This is a genomic window from Caballeronia choica, from assembly GCF_001544535.1.
Taxonomy (GTDB): domain Bacteria; phylum Pseudomonadota; class Gammaproteobacteria; order Burkholderiales; family Burkholderiaceae; genus Caballeronia; species Caballeronia choica.
On sequence record NZ_FCON02000005.1, the window covers coordinates 1 to 16,426 of the forward strand.

The 16,426-nt window shown below is 57.1% G+C and carries 21 protein-coding genes; 3 read left to right on the forward strand and 18 right to left on the reverse strand.

Annotated features, from left to right (window positions below; all coding sequences use genetic code 11):
- Positions 1–519: 519 nt before the first annotated feature.
- On the reverse strand, positions 520–1,101 hold the full coding sequence (locus AWB68_RS03325) for a class I SAM-dependent methyltransferase (RefSeq protein ID WP_087642938.1): 582 nt from the start codon (positions 1,099–1,101) through the stop codon (positions 520–522).
- A 194-nt stretch (positions 1,102–1,295) separates the two neighbouring features.
- Between AWB68_RS03325 and AWB68_RS03330 the strand changes: the two genes are divergently transcribed.
- Positions 1,296–1,553 carry a hypothetical protein gene (locus AWB68_RS03330; protein ID WP_087642939.1) on the forward strand — a complete coding sequence of 86 codons (258 nt, stop codon included), beginning with the start codon at positions 1,296–1,298 and terminating at the stop codon, positions 1,551–1,553.
- Here the strand turns inward: AWB68_RS03330 and AWB68_RS48095 are convergent.
- The 8 genes from AWB68_RS48095 to AWB68_RS03360 all read right to left on the reverse strand — a co-directional run bounded on the left by AWB68_RS48095 (position 1,546) and on the right by AWB68_RS03360 (position 4,709).
- Positions 1,546–1,641 carry a lipoprotein gene (locus AWB68_RS48095; RefSeq protein ID WP_160109952.1) on the reverse strand — a complete coding sequence of 32 codons (96 nt, stop codon included), beginning with the start codon at positions 1,639–1,641 and terminating at the stop codon, positions 1,546–1,548. The two genes, AWB68_RS03330 and AWB68_RS48095, sit on opposite strands and share 8 nt — an antisense overlap.
- A 109-nt stretch (positions 1,642–1,750) precedes the next feature.
- Positions 1,751–1,882, reverse strand: a complete 132-nt coding sequence (locus AWB68_RS50755) for a hypothetical protein (protein WP_268810913.1) — start codon at positions 1,880–1,882, stop codon at positions 1,751–1,753.
- An 18-nt stretch (positions 1,883–1,900) separates the two neighbouring features.
- The gene (locus AWB68_RS03335; protein WP_087642940.1) at positions 1,901–2,188 is read right to left on the reverse strand and encodes a phage fiber-tail adaptor protein; all 288 of its coding nucleotides are present in this window, start codon (positions 2,186–2,188) and stop codon (positions 1,901–1,903) included.
- Positions 2,189–2,265: 77 nt separating this feature from the next.
- Positions 2,266–2,601 carry a hypothetical protein gene (locus AWB68_RS46275; protein WP_125482858.1) on the reverse strand — a complete coding sequence of 112 codons (336 nt, stop codon included), beginning with the start codon at positions 2,599–2,601 and terminating at the stop codon, positions 2,266–2,268.
- A 459-nt stretch (positions 2,602–3,060) separates the two neighbouring features.
- Complete coding sequence (locus tag AWB68_RS03345; RefSeq protein WP_087642942.1) at positions 3,061–3,456, reverse strand: hypothetical protein; 396 nt, start codon at positions 3,454–3,456, stop codon at positions 3,061–3,063.
- A 137-nt stretch (positions 3,457–3,593) separates the two neighbouring features.
- Positions 3,594–4,031 carry a glycoside hydrolase family protein gene (locus tag AWB68_RS03350; protein WP_087642943.1) on the reverse strand — a complete coding sequence of 146 codons (438 nt, stop codon included), beginning with the start codon at positions 4,029–4,031 and terminating at the stop codon, positions 3,594–3,596.
- On the reverse strand, positions 4,012–4,224 hold the full coding sequence (locus AWB68_RS03355) for a DUF7940 domain-containing protein (RefSeq protein WP_087642944.1): 213 nt from the start codon (positions 4,222–4,224) through the stop codon (positions 4,012–4,014). The genes AWB68_RS03350 and AWB68_RS03355 overlap by 20 nt, the downstream gene beginning before the upstream one ends.
- The gene (locus AWB68_RS03360; protein ID WP_125482859.1) at positions 4,221–4,709 is read right to left on the reverse strand and encodes a hypothetical protein; all 489 of its coding nucleotides are present in this window, start codon (positions 4,707–4,709) and stop codon (positions 4,221–4,223) included. Before AWB68_RS03360 ends, AWB68_RS03355 begins: the two co-directional genes overlap by 4 nt.
- Positions 4,710–4,737: 28 nt before the next feature.
- On the opposite strand from AWB68_RS03360, the gene AWB68_RS03365 reads away from it, so the two are divergent.
- Positions 4,738–5,652, forward strand: a complete 915-nt coding sequence (locus tag AWB68_RS03365; RefSeq protein ID WP_087642946.1) for a polysialyltransferase family glycosyltransferase — start codon at positions 4,738–4,740, stop codon at positions 5,650–5,652.
- Between the two features lie 432 nt (positions 5,653–6,084).
- Here the strand turns inward: AWB68_RS03365 and AWB68_RS03370 are convergent, their stop codons facing one another.
- The 9 genes from AWB68_RS03370 to rfbB form a co-directional block, all read right to left on the reverse strand.
- Positions 6,085–6,954: a glycosyltransferase family 2 protein gene (locus AWB68_RS03370; RefSeq protein ID WP_235028187.1), complete on the reverse strand. Its 870-nt coding sequence runs from the start codon at positions 6,952–6,954 to the stop codon at positions 6,085–6,087.
- Positions 6,955–7,161: 207 nt separating this feature from the next.
- Positions 7,162–8,328 (reverse strand): glycosyltransferase family protein, encoded by a 1,167-nt coding sequence (locus AWB68_RS03375; protein ID WP_235028188.1) that lies wholly within the window; start codon positions 8,326–8,328, stop codon positions 7,162–7,164.
- Entirely contained in the window at positions 8,328–9,569 is a 1,242-nt protein-coding gene (locus AWB68_RS03380; RefSeq protein ID WP_235028189.1) for a rhamnosyltransferase WsaF family glycosyltransferase, read from the reverse strand. Before AWB68_RS03380 ends, AWB68_RS03375 begins: the two co-directional genes overlap by 1 nt.
- 447 nt (positions 9,570–10,016) lie before the next feature.
- Positions 10,017–10,769: an ABC transporter ATP-binding protein gene (locus AWB68_RS03385; RefSeq protein ID WP_087642949.1), complete on the reverse strand. Its 753-nt coding sequence runs from the start codon at positions 10,767–10,769 to the stop codon at positions 10,017–10,019.
- 13 nt (positions 10,770–10,782) lie between these two features.
- Positions 10,783–11,565 carry an ABC transporter permease gene (locus AWB68_RS03390; RefSeq protein ID WP_087642950.1) on the reverse strand — a complete coding sequence of 261 codons (783 nt, stop codon included), beginning with the start codon at positions 11,563–11,565 and terminating at the stop codon, positions 10,783–10,785.
- A 272-nt stretch (positions 11,566–11,837) separates the two neighbouring features.
- Positions 11,838–12,749, reverse strand: a complete 912-nt coding sequence (gene rfbD, locus AWB68_RS03395; RefSeq protein ID WP_087642951.1) for a dTDP-4-dehydrorhamnose reductase — start codon at positions 12,747–12,749, stop codon at positions 11,838–11,840.
- A gap of 10 nt (positions 12,750–12,759) precedes the next feature.
- Positions 12,760–13,311, reverse strand: a complete 552-nt coding sequence (rfbC, locus tag AWB68_RS03400) for a dTDP-4-dehydrorhamnose 3,5-epimerase (protein ID WP_087642952.1) — start codon at positions 13,309–13,311, stop codon at positions 12,760–12,762.
- Positions 13,296–14,189, reverse strand: coding sequence for a glucose-1-phosphate thymidylyltransferase RfbA (gene rfbA / locus AWB68_RS03405; RefSeq protein ID WP_087642953.1), 894 nt, complete (start codon positions 14,187–14,189; stop codon positions 13,296–13,298). The genes rfbC and rfbA overlap by 16 nt, the downstream gene beginning before the upstream one ends.
- A 10-nt stretch (positions 14,190–14,199) precedes the next feature.
- Entirely contained in the window at positions 14,200–15,261 is a 1,062-nt protein-coding gene (gene rfbB, locus AWB68_RS03410) for a dTDP-glucose 4,6-dehydratase (protein ID WP_087642954.1), read from the reverse strand.
- Between the two features lie 322 nt (positions 15,262–15,583).
- Here rfbB and AWB68_RS03415 point away from each other — a divergent pair, with 322 nt between their 5' ends.
- The gene (locus tag AWB68_RS03415) at positions 15,584–16,426 is read left to right on the forward strand and encodes a symmetrical bis(5'-nucleosyl)-tetraphosphatase (protein WP_087642955.1); all 843 of its coding nucleotides are present in this window, start codon (positions 15,584–15,586) and stop codon (positions 16,424–16,426) included.

Sequence of the window (16,426 nt, forward strand, 5' to 3'; positions counted from 1 at the left end):
AACCTCGACTTCGTCCATCATGTACACATGTCCATTTAAAATTTGCATGGACATGATCGTCGGGCTACTCGACTTGCAGATCAAGATGCCTTCGCCGGCTGCTTACGTTTCTGATCGAGAAGCCTTTCATCAAGCTCGGCCGATTGGTCGGTGAAAATAGCCTTCTCGATCTATTTTCGAGAGAGAAGGAAACGCGAATGCGTGCCGGCATTGCGAGCACTGGGTCGGAGATATTACAGGGGGATCACACGCGCGCTGCGGGCGAGACGCGAGGCCTCAGGTGATCGCACGCCCCGAGTTCGGCTGTGCGTTTTGGGTGCGAGCGATTGGCGCCGATGACGATGGCATGCAAAAGGCCGGTGACGCTGCGGAGCGCCCCGGCCTGCCATTACAACAATCTTGAGGGAATTTGGACCCCTCTCGACTAGGCGGCGAGAGACTACAACAAAGCAATCCTCCAATCAAGGTAGGAGGTCGCCTATTTGCGCTAGCGAGCTAGGCAGCCGTCCGTAGACCGCCCTAAAAATTGCGCCAAGATGCGATGACGCACATGCTGTTGAACCAATGCGTTGATCTGTAGACGTGGATGTCGTGGAAGCCAGCCTCGCTGAGCATCCCGTAAGTGATTCGATTGCGATGCCATCTGATTAGGTTCTCTTCTTCAAACGGGCACGCAACTATTGCCATTTTGTTGCATATCGACTGCATGCCGCGCAGAAAAGCCCGTGGGTCTTCGACGTGCTCTATCGTGTGAGACGACATGACAATATCCCACCTTCTTCCGTCGCCAAGCGAAAAGGCGTCTCCGGTCAGGGCTTCAATATCAGGGAAATCTCGCTCGGCGGCCGGCTGAAAAGTTGGGTCAATTTCGATCGCTGTGACGGGGTCGAGCTTCAGACATGAATATGACGCAGGATGATACATCGCACGCAGGAGGCCAGGCCCGATCCCGGTTCTGGATCCAATGTCTAGGAGCGACATAGAGTTCATCCCGGGGAACCTCTGCACAAGGTAGCGGGCAATGTCCATGTAAAAACTAATGCCTTGCGCCCTCGCATGAGCAACCGCTGGGTCAGTTTCAGCCGACAACTTTTCAAACATACCTTCTCCGTTCTTCTTGCCTTAATGGCATTCTTGATACCGAAGGATATATGCCCGGCACCCTCGGCATACCGACTTCTCAAAGCACGGGAAACGCCGATCTATTGGTTACCAGATATTACCAAAACTTTCGCTGCCTGCGCTTCAAGTTGAGGTCGAGCACGTACTAGCTGTCCGCCCTGCAGAACATCGCGATGATCTGCGCGAGCGGCGCGGCGAGCATGGTAGGTGAACAGCACCTGCAGGATCGTAGCGAATACGTATCGGTTCATTTCGAGATATACCCCTTGATCCTGCATCGCTCGCACAATGGCCTGAAGCGCCGAAAGCTTACCGATCCCGACTTGATCGTCGGCCGCTACTCAGAAAACGCTGCTTGCAACCTGGCCGTCGAGGTGTCCGTAGGCGGCGGCACCATCAGCGCTGACAGCGATGGAGGTGCCTTCACCTGAGGCTGCGGCAGAACAGCGGCGATCCGGACGCGCACGCGGTCAGTGCCAGCAGCGTGCCGAGCGCGGTAATCAAGGGGATCTTGCGCATGCTTCGATACCTCATTGGTGAACGACTTTTCGATGGCCGCGACCTTCCCTTCTGCGGCCTGCTGATTCTTCAGAGCGTCGGCGAGCGCCTTCGCTGAGGCTGCGTTGATCTATGCGATGACCGCTGCATGCGCCGCCTGCTCGGGCGCCATCGCGCGGCCGTCGATTACATACGCGGTGCCGAAGCCAAGCGCCGCGCCGACCGCGGCGGCCGCCAGGCCGATGATGAAATACGGGCTCATTGCAGTTTTCCTGTCCGGTTAGCGATTCCTGACGTCGATCGAGATCGTCCGCGCGTCGACGCGGCCGGATGACGTCGTGACTTTGCATTTGACGTTGTACGACTTCCCTGATGTGCCGCCGGCGATCCACGCAGACACGACCGGGCCATCGATGGAAGACGAGTTGACGGTCACGCCGTCATCAGCAGAGACGTCCTTGTCGCTGAGCGTTTCGCCTTCGCCGAGCCACTCGGACCAATCCCATTGAAAATCGAGCACGGACACCGGGTCTTTCACGAAGCTGGGCGCGGCCGGGTAATTCGCCATCTGGATCTCCCTTCGAAGGTCGCCATCAGGCGACGACAGACAATCGCTTCTCAGCTCGAACAACGAGCCGGCGCGATTCAGGTTTGATTTGATCGATTCGGACCTCGGGCCGAACAACTGCGCACCTCTCCTCGCCCGGGATTGATGCTTCTCGCGATTCGGCCGGAGACCAGACAACGAATCGGCTTCGGCACGCCCACGTTGACGACGGCGCCAAGCATGCGGCCCGAGATACCATCAAGCGCACCCGTGATCACCGCGGAGTAATTGGCATAGGCCACGCCATAAAACGCGCCTGTGACGCCCGCCAACGTGCCAGCAATCACGCCGGCCGGATTCTCGATGGTGTTACCAATGAATGCCCCGCTCACACCGTCCAGGCGCCCGGCGATTGCATCTGTCAAACCCAGCAACGAAGATCCGGCGAAGCTGCCGGACACGCCGGCCAAAGTGCAAGATATGGCATCAGGCAGCGTTTCGTCGCCAGATAACGATCCGGAGACACCCGCGAGCGTCGCGCTGAAGATGCCCGGAATCGACTGCGCGCCAGCGAAGCTGCCGACGACGCCGGCAAGCGTGCCGCCAACCGACGCCGGGATCGACTCAGTTCCCGAGAACGACCCGCTTACGCCCGAAAGTGCCCCGCTGACTGTTGCCGGGACCGTTTCGCGATCGGAGAATGCGTTCCCCACGAGACGCCAGAACCGAGCAACGTCGGCAAGCCAATGGTCGACCCCGCGCCGCTCTTGCGGTTCGGTGTCGTTGCCGAGTGAAACTCGATCCAGTCCGTCTGTGCGGGCGGCGATAAGTTGAACGTCTCCGTGCCCGCGAGGATTGTGGTAGAGCCGGAGAGAGAGCCCACGGACTACGCCTTATGCATTGCCTTCTGTGAACTGGCCCAAGCTGATTTGGACGGTCGCATTCGTGACGATCGAAGTGGTCGCCATCTGGAGCACGCCCGTACCGGCCGCGGTGGTGCTCACGTCGAAGTCGGCGATGAACGTGCCTCCGGATGTCGTGAGCCGCGCCCAGGTCGCCGTGCCGGTAGCAGAGGCTGTTGCGTTGCCGATCGCGTTGAACGTCAGCACGTCGTTTGCAACCGTGCCGAGCACCGACGCGCAGGCGTGCGCCGAGAGCACGGTCGTGGCCGTGCCGACTGTTGCGGGCAGCGTGCCGTTGTAGGTCGTGAGAATCGCGCTCGCACCTGCGGCCGTCACGATGGCTGTCAGGCGCGCATTGCGCACGGCTACAGAAAGACCAATGTTCATAGAGAGGCTCCAGGAATTAAAAAGCCCGCGCGAGGCGGGCGAGACAGTCTTGTTTTATCCGAGGCACGCCGAGCGCTGAAGCTTTGCTCGGGTCCACTTCCCGACACAGCGGTTCGCCGCGATCGAGCAGTCCAGCTTCACCCCGCGCACGGTGACCACGCGGCAGCGCAGGAACTGCTCGCACGCGGCCGGGAATTGCTTCTTTTTCCGTACGTGGTCCGGAGCGTCGATGTTCGGTAGGCTTCGACGCCGTTGTTGTAGGCCATGTCGATCACAGCGACCTTCTGACCGTCCGTGAGATCGTCGAATCCGGGAGTGAGGCGGCGCACCTCCATCGCGTACCCGGCGAGACTCTCGCTGAGCATTTCCTTGCACTCGTCGAGGCTGTAATTCCGCATCCCGACGTTCGTCTCGCCATAACACACCGTCTGCAGACTTCCGGCGAGACGATCGTCGTACGGCTTCAGAGAAACGCCCTCACGTGACGAGGTGAACGAGATCGCCATCGAAGCAACGACCGTCCCGACGATGACGGCAAGTGACTTCTTGCCCGGTCTACTCGGAAGCGTCCGCATCGCTTTCTCCGGTGACGCTGGGCTGGGCGAGATACGCAATCACGAGCCCGCCAATGACGCCATTTGCGAGAAGCACGGCCCATAGCGGCGGATCTTGCACGGCCGCCCACAGCACCTGAAGCGCCGTACTCGCGGCAAGCGCCCAGACCGAGTAACGCTTGTGCGCCTTGGCCCAATTTGGGGAAAGAATCATGAAATCACCTTCGCTTTTGTGTAGTACCAAACCGCCGCAGCAAGGCCGACGATGAAAGCCCAAAGGCCCTTCTTCGCCAACTCCGCCTGCAGATCCTGATAAGGCCGGCCGCGCGCCGCGATCTTCTGAATCACGGCCTCGTGATACCTGCGATGGCCGTCCCAGTCCCCACCAGGAAAAGCCTTGTGCAGGTCGTCGATGCGACGAATCGCCTCTTCGACCTTCTTGTCCGTTACGTCGTGGCGCGTCACGTTTTCGCTGTGACGCTGATTGAGGTCCGCTTGCAGCGACAAAATCGCCGCGACGACTTCCTGTTGACCTTCCATGGGCGTCCGGAAAGTAAAAAAGCCGCTCGGTGGCGGTTGTTGGTATGATTTTGTGCAGGCGTAAAAAAGCCGCCCGCGTGCGGCTTCCATATGTAACCGTGCAACCCGTCGCCGGACATCAACACCCCGCTCAACGAATCCGTTAAAGATCATTTTCACGTGGGATTTCGTGCGCACGAGCGAAAGGTTGGACTTCAATCAGAAGCCGAACATCGAAAAGATCTTTGAGATCGTGGCGCCGCACATCCACGCCTCAACGATCTGGCCCGTATCCTTGTTTCCCGATCTTCCTGACGACGACTACAAACAGGTTGTGCGCTCTGCGTATGCCGGCTTTGGCTTGACGCCGTCCCTAGAATCATGGGTTCGCACTTACCACGTCTCCAGCCTATACACATTCCCATATGCTGAACAGCGTATGGTCGATCTGCTAAAAGAAATTTTTTCAGATTCGATTGTCATCGCGTTTGAAGCGTCCCCGATGCTCAAGCGAGTCTTTGAACGTTGCGCCATTGCATACATCGATGTGCGAGCGCATTCCGAGAGATTCATGGATGACCTGCCGCTTGCATTTATCTCGAATTCTCCGGCAGCGCGTAATGCATTGAAGGCGTACGAGCATCCTCGCGCAGAATTTGAGCGCATGAGCAACAAACTTCGGCGTGGGTTTTCGATCATCGCATCTCGGGACGACATTCCAGAGAGAGCCGTCGTGTTCCTGGCCCAGACACAGTACGATTCGTCAGTCATTCTGCCGAACGGCGGATTCTTCGATGCACGACCTTATCTTGAACGCGTACAAAATATCGTCGGTTCCTACAACTCGACCAACCTGCTCATTAAGCCGCACCCTCTGGAGCCTGATTGCGATGTTGTCAAAGCATTGTTGACGCTTCCCAACTCCCGCTTAACCGACGAAAACGTGTACGACTCATGTCATCGAGTCGTGTATCCGCTGTTATCACATTCTCGTCGTCTACAGGGCATGAGGCGGAATCCTTTCATAAGCCCGTTCACTGGATTTCAACGCGGCAGCCGATCAGAGGCTATGTGCCGGTCATGTTCGAGTACCATACGTCGGCCTTTTGGCATGCGATTTTGAGCGCGCTTAATTTACCAGTTGCGGACACCACGCCTGAGTGCGACACACACTTCGAACGCGATTTCATTCGTCATAAATTCGGCATCGGTTGCGATGCTCGCAGCACACTGAAATCATGACCTCGATACGGATAGCGATTCGTGACGAATGGTTACTTTCTTTCTTCGGCCTTGACTGCCCCAACTGCTCAGATCAAGGATTGATATTATCGAAAGTACCGCTGGGAAAATTGGAAGTGAACGCTGTCCACCGCGCGTCGGAGGTATCTTAACTTAGCTAGGGGCATCTGGAAGGCGAAAAACAGAGGGAAGCTCGACCTATTATTATCGACGACCACACTGACGTCGTTCTGAAAAACCCAGGCGCTTAACGATTTACAGCAAACAGACAGACTATGTGACGTTTGATAACGATGGTGTCCCCCGGTTATCGCTACTGGCCTTTCTGCAATCCATCCCACAATCCTCGCAGCATCATCTGCAGCGCCTTGAACCGTTCGGGGTGGAATATCACCATAAACACAAGCATTTGCAAGAGTCGGATCGCATCCACGCGCCTCCATGCCCAGCACGGGTAGCCTCGTCTGTGAAGCAACACGCTGTTCCGAAAAATGTAGTAATAGCGAAACGGCTTGTGAAACGGGACCTCACGCCAGCGACCAAACCACACGCGCCGGCGGGTTTCTCCTAAGGAATGGCTCATCACGGCCATGCAGTGCCCCCAGGGCGAGTAGCCTTTGGCAAGAGCGCGAAGCACCCACTCAGTATCAACTTGATCGATAAAGAGTTCCTCATCCATCTCCCCTATAGCATCCAGCACGTCCATGGAAATGAGCGACCCTGAAGAAATCAGGAAATCTGTCTTGGAGACCCGTTGCCCTGGCAGGCAACCGACGGGTACTATCCACAGCCTTCCGAAACGGACATGTTGTGAAAGGCGACCACTGTCGGGGTCCCTGAATCGAGGGCCAATCGCCGCTACCTTGTTGTCTTGAGCGATTAGCTCTTCATAGGCCGATCGCAGATCTGCCACCATGCCGGGATCCGGGACGCTATCCTGATCCATTAGCAGTACATACTTCCCGCGCTGCTCTCGCGCCCAACGGATACCCGCGTTGTGGGCGGCGGCTATCCCGCGATTCTGGCCCAGAGGCAAAACGTGCAGCCTCGCGTCGTCCAAGCCCGCTAGCCAAAGGATCACGTCCTGAGGCGATCCGTTGTCCACCACAACCACTCGTTCAACCTGGGGCGCCACCGCCTTGAATAACTCCGAAAGTCGAGTCAAATCAGGGTGATAGCTCACTACGATGGCGATTACGCCCGCCTCACGAGATTGCGCACAATCACGATTCATATCGTTGCATTCAATGAAGCGCTCGAACCCACGAGGTCGTGAAGACGCACGCCCACTATCGGCTCAGGCTGTGTACGATCCCGAAAATTACATGTTTCCGCGCGGAAGCGAGGCAACGTCGCCAATTGCGGAACCACGAAAATATCCGAACTTATTCTATTCAAGATGCAGCGCCTCGAGAATGTTTTCTCGTTGATTGAACCAGGCGTATTTCGCGCGAGCATCCTCCCGTGCGTTTTCAGTGATTCTGCGATATCTCGATGTGTCTTCAATCGCCTCCTTGATTACCGACAACCATTCGTGCGCCCGAGCAATATAACCATTTTCACCGTCGTGGATAGCGGCAGCGTAAGTGTAAGAAGGCGAAGCAATACTCACCGCACCCACCACGGCCGCCTCAAAATATTTAAGCTCAGATTTACAGTTTGTGAAATCATTCGCCTGCAACGGCATTAAATTAAACTCCACGCTGCTGATAACACGCTGCAAATTCACGTAATCTTGGAAAGGCTGACGCGTTACTCTGTTTCCAAATTTTTTTAAATTTGGTCCCGACTCGATATATCCTACGACCATCACTTCAACCCTAGGATCTATTTCCAGGATTTCTTCCAGGGCCGGCTCAATGATCGCGTAGTCCAACTTGTGCGATGGGGAGCCACTGAAATAGCCCAAATGGATCTTGTCGTCTCGCGCGAATCCTGACATTTCCTTGCCGCGGAACAGATCGTCGGAATAACTCACCTGCTCCTTGTTCATAAAGTTGGGGACCACGCTCACGGGCAATCCGGAAAAATTTGCGATTTTTTTTGCCAGATACTGATTGGTCGTTATAGCACCATCACAAAGGTTCAGTGTCCCGCCCAACCGACCGATATAAGAGAACCAATAATCCAGTCTGTCCGGATCACTGGCATCCTGGTCAAGCGTACTCATGATCAGATGCGCATAGCTCGAATCGAAAACGAAATCATCGATATCGAAAAGGACTCGCTTTCCCTGAACCCGGAACTTCATCACGAGTTGATTGATTCGGTTAGAATATCGTGACCTGCATATCACAAGAACATCGGCATAGTCGACGACTTCATCGATTCGGGCCCAATCCTCCAAAAAGAAAAAGCTGGCTGAAACATCGCGGCTCTTTCCGTCATTGAGCACCTGCACCATGTTGTAAGCACGGTAGCGGAAAGTGCTGTTATTCGGAGCCTCATAAAAGTAAGCAACCTTCTGCCTTCCCGCCACGAGCATTCGGATACGCTCGGACAGAGGAATATTCCAGGGGTCGGAATAAGGAACTACCTGATTGTCAATTTTAAACATTAAATTTCTTCAGATAGCTGCTGGATTATGCCGCCGAATGCCTGCTGCCAATCAACGAGGAGTCCGTTTCCACGGAAATTTTCCTCGCAAAGTTGAGATTCGAGCGCGAGCGTTATGGCCAACTTAAGGGCGTCCACCAATGCACCACGTTCAAGATCCGCGCAAATCAGATTACGCGAATAGCCACTCAAATCGGTCTTGTTGCCGAAGCGATTCGTTACGACTACAGCGCCACTCGCAGCGAGATCCAAAGGAGGATAACTTGGGTGTGGGGTACTCATCAGGCTGAGGCCCACGTCGACCGTCCCGACCAACTGGGCGTACTCCGACCAGGTAAGATTCTCGCATTTTTTTGGCATATAGCCGCCGTCGAAGACGACAGCAGGAATATCCTTACCGACCAGAAAAACTTCCCAGCGGTCAAGATCAAGAACCCTTTGAGTAATCGCACTCTCGATAACTTCTATACCAAGATAGAAAAGATTACGAAAATTATTCGGCCTCGCGTAGAAAAAAAACTTTTTCTTTTCCGTTGCATCCTTCCTGCGTGGATAAAAGACATTGGCAGGAAAGGCCGGCTCGAACCATGCGCCTTTGGCCTCAATATTAGCCAAACCATCCTGGACAAAGTGATCGTACAGCAACTTTGTATTGATCAGAAAACGAATATCCGTGTTCCGGAGGATCGACTCGCATTTAACACGATCGTCGCCAAAAGGATAGAACATCCGCTCGTCTTCCTGCAGCAGATAAATAATCGAGTCGTGACGGACGCTGGGCAAGGCCGACGCGGTGGTCCACCACGAAGTCGTGATGAAAATATCGTCGTCTACAACGTCGATCTCGGACTTCTGGTCGAAAAACGCGGCGAACTTGAACTGCGGGTCGTGCTTTAGGCTAATCCCATAGAGCGAGAGGACGTGATTGACGTTTTCCGGCTGAGCACGATGAGTGCGAGTGATGATCCGCAATTGCGCGTCCAGCCTGTTGGCCAAGAGCGCCGCAAAAATCAGGGACGTACCCACGCCGCCGAATAAACTTCCGCTTCCGACGCTATCCGTGACGATACTTATGCGACGATTGCCTGCCTGAGGGATTGAGTACGTCTTCAGAGGTGTGATAGTCTCGAAACGGACGCGGGAAATTTGCGCGGCGGTCTTTTTCTCGGCCTCACTCGTCCCCATCGAGTCGGAGGACTTATGAAGCCTATTAGCCAGTTTACGATAAACAATCTGCTGCAAGGCGGCCGTCCCGTGGCTTTTCCAATAGCAATAAACCCTATACGCTCGATCAATCATTAGCAGCCTCTGTTGCTTGCTCTTCAATAAACATTACCAAACGATCCGTCGAAACTCAGCGACGGTCGATTCCGCGAATTCCATCGGCCCTCATACGTGCCAACGCTGGCAGACTTCATTGCCCATAGACGTCACGCAGCGAATGAGCGATCGTGCCCCAACCGAATGTTTTGCGAGCCCTGCCTGACCACGCGCAGCGTACTTGTGCACCACATGGTATGAACAATGGGTCTGCCCATTGATCTCTAATCACATTGAACGGATCTATCGACATGGGGCACAGGTTCTGCGCTGTCTGTCGCACGTGCTGGACGCTTCCGCAACGCCCAGACGGAAATCGCGGAGCATCTCGCTCGCACGAAAGGACACGCTTACCCAGCTCAAAGCTGCTCAATCGGTCAAAGCCTCGTATTCAGCGAGCACCTCTTCAACGGGCCCGAATGCCCGAACTCGGCCCTGCTCCATCCAGATGACCTTGTTGCAGGTCTTGCGAATCTCGTCATTCGCATGTATCGCCAAAACGACAATTTCGGCACGACTATGAAGGTCCCGCAGTCTCCTGTTCGCCTTTCCTTTGAACGCTGCGTCACCGACCCCCATGACCTCATCTAGTAAGAGGATCTCTGCATCCACCGCGGTCGAGACCGCAAAAGCGAGTCGCACACGCATTCCGCTCGAATAGGTTCGTAGAGGCAAATCAAGGTAGTCGCCAAGATCAGAAAATTCGGCAATTGCATCTTGCTTCGCAATGATTTCCGAACTGGTCATGCCGAGCAACAAGCCTCGAAGGCGGATGTTCTGCCGCCCCGTGGAATTCTCGTCCATCCCGAGCGTGATATCGAGCAAAGGCACAATCGTGCCTTTGCGCTCGATGATTCCCGCGGTCGGTGAGTAAATGCCCGCCATAGCGCGCAGCAGCGTGGATTTTCCAGCGCCGTTCCGGCCGATAAGGCCGACTCGGTCACCCGCCTCCAGACACACATCGATAGAGTCCAAGGCGCGTACCACAATCACGCCGTCGTTATCTTCAGCAATGCGGTTGCGCCGTCCGATCCGCAACATTTGCTTTTTCAGCGATCTACCCTGCACGTCATAAATCGGCAGGTCGAGCGTTGCATTCTGCAAGTGGATATAGGCTGTCATATGGGCGCCCCTGTCAAACCCAGAAAGGAATACGTTTCAGATAGCGGGCCGTCAGCAACAGCGCAACGATCCAGCCTACAACTGCCATGCCTATCGTGATACCCCATGCCAAGGCACTTGGGGCCTGCCCGATCAACGGCGCGCGAACCACTTCAATCAGATATGAAAGAGGATTGAATCGGACGATCCAAGAGAATCGATTTAGCGCATCGGGCCGAAACATAATCGGCGTAACATAAAAAGCGACCTGGATAAGCGCCGCCACAATTTGCGGCAGGTCGCGAAAACGTGCGGAAAGCAAACCCGCAACCATTGCGATCCATGTCACATTGAGCAAGTAAATAAGCAGCGCCGGCACAAACAGGGGCAAGACATCCCAGTTTCTGACTCCGAAGATCACGAAGAGCGCGAGGACGATTACGATATTGTGCGCGAGGATTACGACGTTGCGCCACACAACTTGAAGCACGTAGAGAAGCTTGGGGGTCGCTGCCTGGCGAATGTACGTTGAACTGGCAATATAGGCGTTGCTGCCCTCGTTCACGGTTTGTGCAAACAGCGTCCACATGACCAGGCCACTGCTCAGAAACGGCAGATACTCGCTCATATTCTGACCGAACAGCGTGCCGTACACCAACCCAATGGAAGCGATCATGACCCCCATGCTGATGGTCAGCCAGAAAGGTCCCACCAATGACCGAGCATAGCGCTGACGCACCTCCAGCCAGCCAAGCAAGGTCCACAGGCGCCAGGAGGCGAGGCTGGCCCTCAGATCATCGAAAATCGAATTAAGCATCGTAAGCAGATGTCGAAAAAATTAGAGTTGGGGCGAATCGTGATCCATCGCGCGCATCGACGCTGCGACAAGGACACATTCGCATCTGAAGGGCGCTCATGCGCCCCATCCCGCCGCATCATGGGCCAACACAACCCGTTTCCGATGTTTCGCAGGAACGCGAGTGCGCGCACCTGTTTCTTGTAGTGGCGCGTCTACACCATTCTCATTGGCCTTCCGAATGGCTTCTGAACGAATGGCAAATGATATTTCGGTGGTGCGCGCTCGACTCGTCACACGCTGAGGCCATCGCCAAAACACAGCTTCAACGCGTCAATCCAATTCGGCGCGCGTAGCCCGAACGTCTTTGCAAGTTTGTCGCCAGACAACTGCGAATTGAACGGGCGCTTGGCGGGCACAGGATACTCGGCCGCAGCGATCGATGTGACCTTCGGCTTCAAGGCGGGATTCGCCTGCTCGAAGATGGCTTCAGCAAATCCGGCCCAGGACGTCGATCCCGATGCGGTCAAGTTGTACACCCCTGTTTTCTCCTGCCACCAGCTTGCGTCGCCTTCACTGGCCGCCAGTCCCTGCGCGACCACGTGCGCGGTCAGCGTAGCGATCGTCGTGCTCCATGTAGGCGCACCAAACTGGTCGCCCACGATGCGCAGTTCAGGCCGCTCGGCGCCGAGACGCAACATCGTCAACAGAAAATTCTTGCCGCGTCGCCCATAAACCCAGCTCGTCCGAAACACAATGTGGGAGCCACCGACATCGGCGATCGCACGCTCGCCCGCGAGCTTGCTCGCGCCGTAGACGTTCTGCGGATTGGTCGCGTCGTCCTCGACGTAAGGGCTGTCCTTCGTGCCATCGAACACATAGTCAGTCGAATAGTGAATCAACGCGGCATTAAGGCGCTTCGCTTCTTCCGCCAGCACACCCGGCGCTTCTGCGTTGATGCGCATTGCGGCATCGACGTCGCTTTCAGCCTTGTCGACCGCCGTGTAGGCAGCGGGATTAACAATCAGTGCGGGCCGGAGGTCACGGACCACCCGGCGAATCTCGTCCAGATCGGACAGGTCCAATGCGCTTCTGTCGACGGCGACCACTCGGCCCAGACCCTGCAGGCTGCGCGCGAGTTCGAAACCCACCTGCCCGTTCACACCTGTGACCAGAATCGTTCGCTCGGTTGATTGGTTCGTCATGTCCCTGGCCTTATGCAAACACATCGGCGTCGGCGAGCCGCTTGCCCGCCGCATCCTTTGCCGCGAGCAAAGGCTCGAAATCGATCGGCCATTCGATGCCGATCTCCGGATCGTTCCACACAATGCTGCGCTCGTGCGCCTGATACCAGTAGTCGGTCGTCTTGTAGAGAAACTGCGCGGTCTCCGAGAGCACGACAAAACCATGCGCGAATCCCGGCGGCACCCACAACTGCCGGTGATTTTCCTCCGACAGATTCACGCCCACCCATTTCCCGAAGTTCGGCGAACTCTTGCGAACATCGATGGCGACATCGAACACCTCGCCCTCGACCACCCGCACGAGCTTCCCCTGCGGATGCTGAATCTGATAATGCAGCCCGCGCAGCACGCCCTTCGCCGAGCGCGAATGATTGTCCTGCACGAACTCGACACCGCCCTCGACCTGCTCGGCAAACTCGCGAGCATTGAAACTCTCGTAGAAGAAGCCGCGCGCATCGCCGAACACCTTCGGCTCGATGATCTTGACTTCGGGCAATGCCGTTGTAGTTACCTGGATGGCCATGCGACTTGGTCCTTCGGAAGATTGAGAAGATATTGACCGTAGGCGTTCTTCGCGAGCGGCTTCGCCAGCGCGAGCAGTTGCTCATCGCCGATCCAGTCCTGGCGATAAGCGATCTCTTCAGGACACGCCACGACGAGCCCTTGCCGCTTCTGCAGCGTCGCGATAAACGTCGCCGCTTCGATCAACGAATCGTGCGTGCCGGTATCAAGCCACGCATAGCCGCGGCCCATGATCTCGACATCGAGTTTCTTGCGCTCGAGGTACCGCGAGTTGACGTCAGTGATCTCGAGCTCACCGCGCGGCGACGGTTTGATGTCGGCGGCGATGTCGCATACCTGGTTGTCGTAGAAGTAAAGACCCGTCACCGCGTAGTTCGAACGCGGCTTCGCGGGCTTCTCCTCGATCGATAGCGCGCGAAACTTTTCATCGAATTCAACGACTCCGTAGCGCTCCGGATCGTGCACGTGATAGGCGAACACGGTGGCGCCGTCGGTGCGCGAATCCGCGCTCTCGAGCTGCTTCGCCAGATCGTGCCCGTAGAAAATGTTGTCGCCGAGAATCAGCGCCGACGGATCATTCCCAACGAACTCTCGCCCGATGATAAACGCCTGCGCCAGCCCGTCCGGCGACGGCTGCACCGCATACTGGATGTTCATTCCCCACTGGCTGCCGTCGCCGAGCATGGTTTCGAAGCGCGGCGTGTCTTGCGGCGTCGAAATGATGAGGACGTCACGGATGCCCGCGACCATCAGCGTGGACAGCGGGTAATAGATCATCGGCTTGTCGTAGACCGGCAGCAGCTGCTTCGACACGACGTGCGTGATTGGATAAAGCCGCGTGCCAGAACCGCCGGCCAGAATGATACCTTTGCGCGCCATCGTCAGTCCTTCACGCGCGCTGCGCGTAGTTGGTCTCGACCCACTTCCGATACTCGCCGGAAGCCACTTCGTCCGCCCATGCCTGGTTGTCCAGATACCACTGGACCGTCTTCGCAAGCCCGGTCTCGAAGGTTTCGGCGGGCTTCCAGCCGAGTTCGCGTTCGAGCTTGCGGGCATCGATCGCGTAACGGCGGTCGTGGCCCGGGCGATCCGTCACGTACGTGATCTGGTCGCGATAGGAGCCGCTCGACTTCGGCTTCGCGCGGTCCAGCAAATCGCACAGCGTATGCACGACTTCGAGGTTCTTCTTCTCGTTCCACCCGCCGACGTTATACGTCTCGCCCGGCGTGCCGCGCGCGAGTACTTCACGAATCGCGGAACAGTGATCGCCCACGTACAACCAGTCGCGCACGTTCTGGCCGTCGCCGTACACCGGCAGCGCCTTGCCCCCGAGCGCATTCGCGATCATCAGCGGGATCAGCTTCTCGGGGAACTGGTACGGGCCGTAGTTGTTCGAGCAATTCGTGGTGAGAACCGGCAGGCCGTAGGTGTGGTGATACGCGCGCACCAGATGATCGGAGCCAGCCTTGGTCGCCGAGTACGGGCTGTTGGGCGCGTACGGCGTGGTCTCGGAAAACTGCGGATCGGTGGCGGACAACGAGCCGAAGACCTCGTCCGTTGAAACGTGCAGGAAGCGGAACGCCTGCTTCTCTGCTTCAGGCAACGCGCTCCAGTAAGCGCGCGTCGCTTCGAGCAGCGTGAACGTGCCGACGACATTCGTCTGCACAAAATCGGCCGGCCCGTGAATCGACCGGTCGACGTGGCTTTCCGCCGCGAAGTGGAGTATGGCGCGGGGCTTGTGCTCGGCGAGCAGCGCATCCATCGCGGCGCGGTCGCAGATGTCTGCGCGCACGAACACGTGGCTGGGGTTGCCCTGCAGCGGCTTGAGCGTTCCGAGATTGCCTGCGTACGTCAGTTTGTCGACGTTGAGAACCGCTTCATCGGAGCCCTGCAGCCAGTCAAGCACAAAGTTGGCGCCGATAAAGCCGGCACCGCCCGTTACGAGAATCATAGAAGCCCTCTTTGCAGTTCTTCGACGATCGTGTCGAAAAACCGCCCGTAGACGTGGAAAAAATTGCGCGAAAACTCGCGCTCGCGGCTTGACACATGGCAAATCCGACCGGAAGCCGGGCGCGGTGTCGCCGTCTTGATTGGACACTGATTATAAAGCCGTCGAGTGCAAAGACTACATGCCTAACAACTTGAAACAGGTAAATGTCATCGGTTGCAAACTTGTAACGGAGCGCATTGTGCCATTTCGAGGCCGCGCCGACGGTGCCGCACGCTCTGCCCCATAATGACCGCCACGCCTTGAATACCTCAAATACGCTCCGATGACCGACGCAAGCACTCTCGCCGCTCCCCCTCTCGCTTTCGGCGACCTGCAAGGCTGCCGCGACCCCTTCAGACGCCTCTTGCGCAAGCTGGCTCCCACCGACGACACCCCGCTCTGGTTCGCAGGCGACCTCATCAACCGCGGGCCCGAATCGCTCGCCACGTTGCGCGACGTGATCGCGCTCGGCAGCCGGGCCACGGTCGTGCTCGGCAATCATGACCTGAACCTGCTCGCGGTCGCGGCGGGTCTGCGCAAGCCGAAGAAAGGCGACACGCTCGACGAAATCCTCACGGCGAAGGACGCGAACGATCTCATCGACTGGGTGCGTCACAAGCCGCTCGCGCACTTCGAGAACGGCATGCTGATGGTTCACGCCGGCGTGCTACCGCAATGGGACGTGACGAAGACGCTCGAACTCGCCCACGAACTCGAGCAGGCGCTGCGCGGGCCGAAGTGGAAGGAGACGCTGGCCTCGCTGTACGGCAACGAGCCGCATCGCTGGGACCAGTCGCTGACCGGCGCCGATCGCCTGCGCGTGACGTATAACGCGCTGTCGCGCATCCGCTTCTGCACGGCCGACGGCGCGATGGAGTTCGCGAACAATGGCGGGCCGGACGCGGCGCCGCCCGGCTTCATGCCGTGGTACGACGTGCCAGGGCGCCGCACGCAGGACGTGACGGTGGTGTTCGGCCATTGGGCCGCACTGGGCCTGATGATCCGCGACGACGTGCTGTGCCTCGATTCGGGTTGCGTGTGGGGCAACAAGCTGTCGGCGGTACGACTCGCGGCCGATCCGGCCGAGCGCGTCGTGACGCAGGTCAGTTGCTCGATGAAACCGTAA

Bases quoted from the DNA above. Each gene is read 5' to 3' on its own strand.
- AWB68_RS03325 (WP_087642938.1), bottom strand. From the start codon at position 1,101: ATGTTTGAAAAGTTGTCGGCTGAAACTGACCCAGCGGTTGCTCATGCG.
- AWB68_RS03330 (WP_087642939.1), top strand. From the start codon at position 1,296: ATGATCTGCGCGAGCGGCGCGGCGAGCATGGTAGGTGAACAGCACCTG.
- AWB68_RS48095 (WP_160109952.1), bottom strand. From the start codon at position 1,641: ATGCGCAAGATCCCCTTGATTACCGCGCTCGGCACGCTGCTGGCACTG.
- AWB68_RS50755 (WP_268810913.1), bottom strand. From the start codon at position 1,882: ATGAGCCCGTATTTCATCATCGGCCTGGCGGCCGCCGCGGTCGGCGCG.
- AWB68_RS03335 (WP_087642940.1), bottom strand. From the start codon at position 2,188: ATGGCGAATTACCCGGCCGCGCCCAGCTTCGTGAAAGACCCGGTGTCC.
- AWB68_RS03345 (WP_087642942.1), bottom strand. From the start codon at position 3,456: ATGAACATTGGTCTTTCTGTAGCCGTGCGCAATGCGCGCCTGACAGCC.
- AWB68_RS03350 (WP_087642943.1), bottom strand. From the start codon at position 4,031: ATGCGGACGCTTCCGAGTAGACCGGGCAAGAAGTCACTTGCCGTCATC.
- AWB68_RS03355 (WP_087642944.1), bottom strand. From the start codon at position 4,224: ATGATTCTTTCCCCAAATTGGGCCAAGGCGCACAAGCGTTACTCGGTC.
- AWB68_RS03375 (WP_235028188.1), bottom strand. From the start codon at position 8,328: ATGTTTAAAATTGACAATCAGGTAGTTCCTTATTCCGACCCCTGGAAT.
- AWB68_RS03385 (WP_087642949.1), bottom strand. From the start codon at position 10,769: ATGACAGCCTATATCCACTTGCAGAATGCAACGCTCGACCTGCCGATT.
- AWB68_RS03390 (WP_087642950.1), bottom strand. From the start codon at position 11,565: ATGCTTAATTCGATTTTCGATGATCTGAGGGCCAGCCTCGCCTCCTGG.
- rfbD (WP_087642951.1), bottom strand. From the start codon at position 12,749: ATGACGAACCAATCAACCGAGCGAACGATTCTGGTCACAGGTGTGAAC.
- rfbC (WP_087642952.1), bottom strand. From the start codon at position 13,311: ATGGCCATCCAGGTAACTACAACGGCATTGCCCGAAGTCAAGATCATC.
- rfbA (WP_087642953.1), bottom strand. From the start codon at position 14,189: ATGGCGCGCAAAGGTATCATTCTGGCCGGCGGTTCTGGCACGCGGCTT.
- rfbB (WP_087642954.1), bottom strand. From the start codon at position 15,261: ATGATTCTCGTAACGGGCGGTGCCGGCTTTATCGGCGCCAACTTTGTG.
- AWB68_RS03415 (WP_087642955.1), top strand. From the start codon at position 15,584: ATGACCGACGCAAGCACTCTCGCCGCTCCCCCTCTCGCTTTCGGCGAC.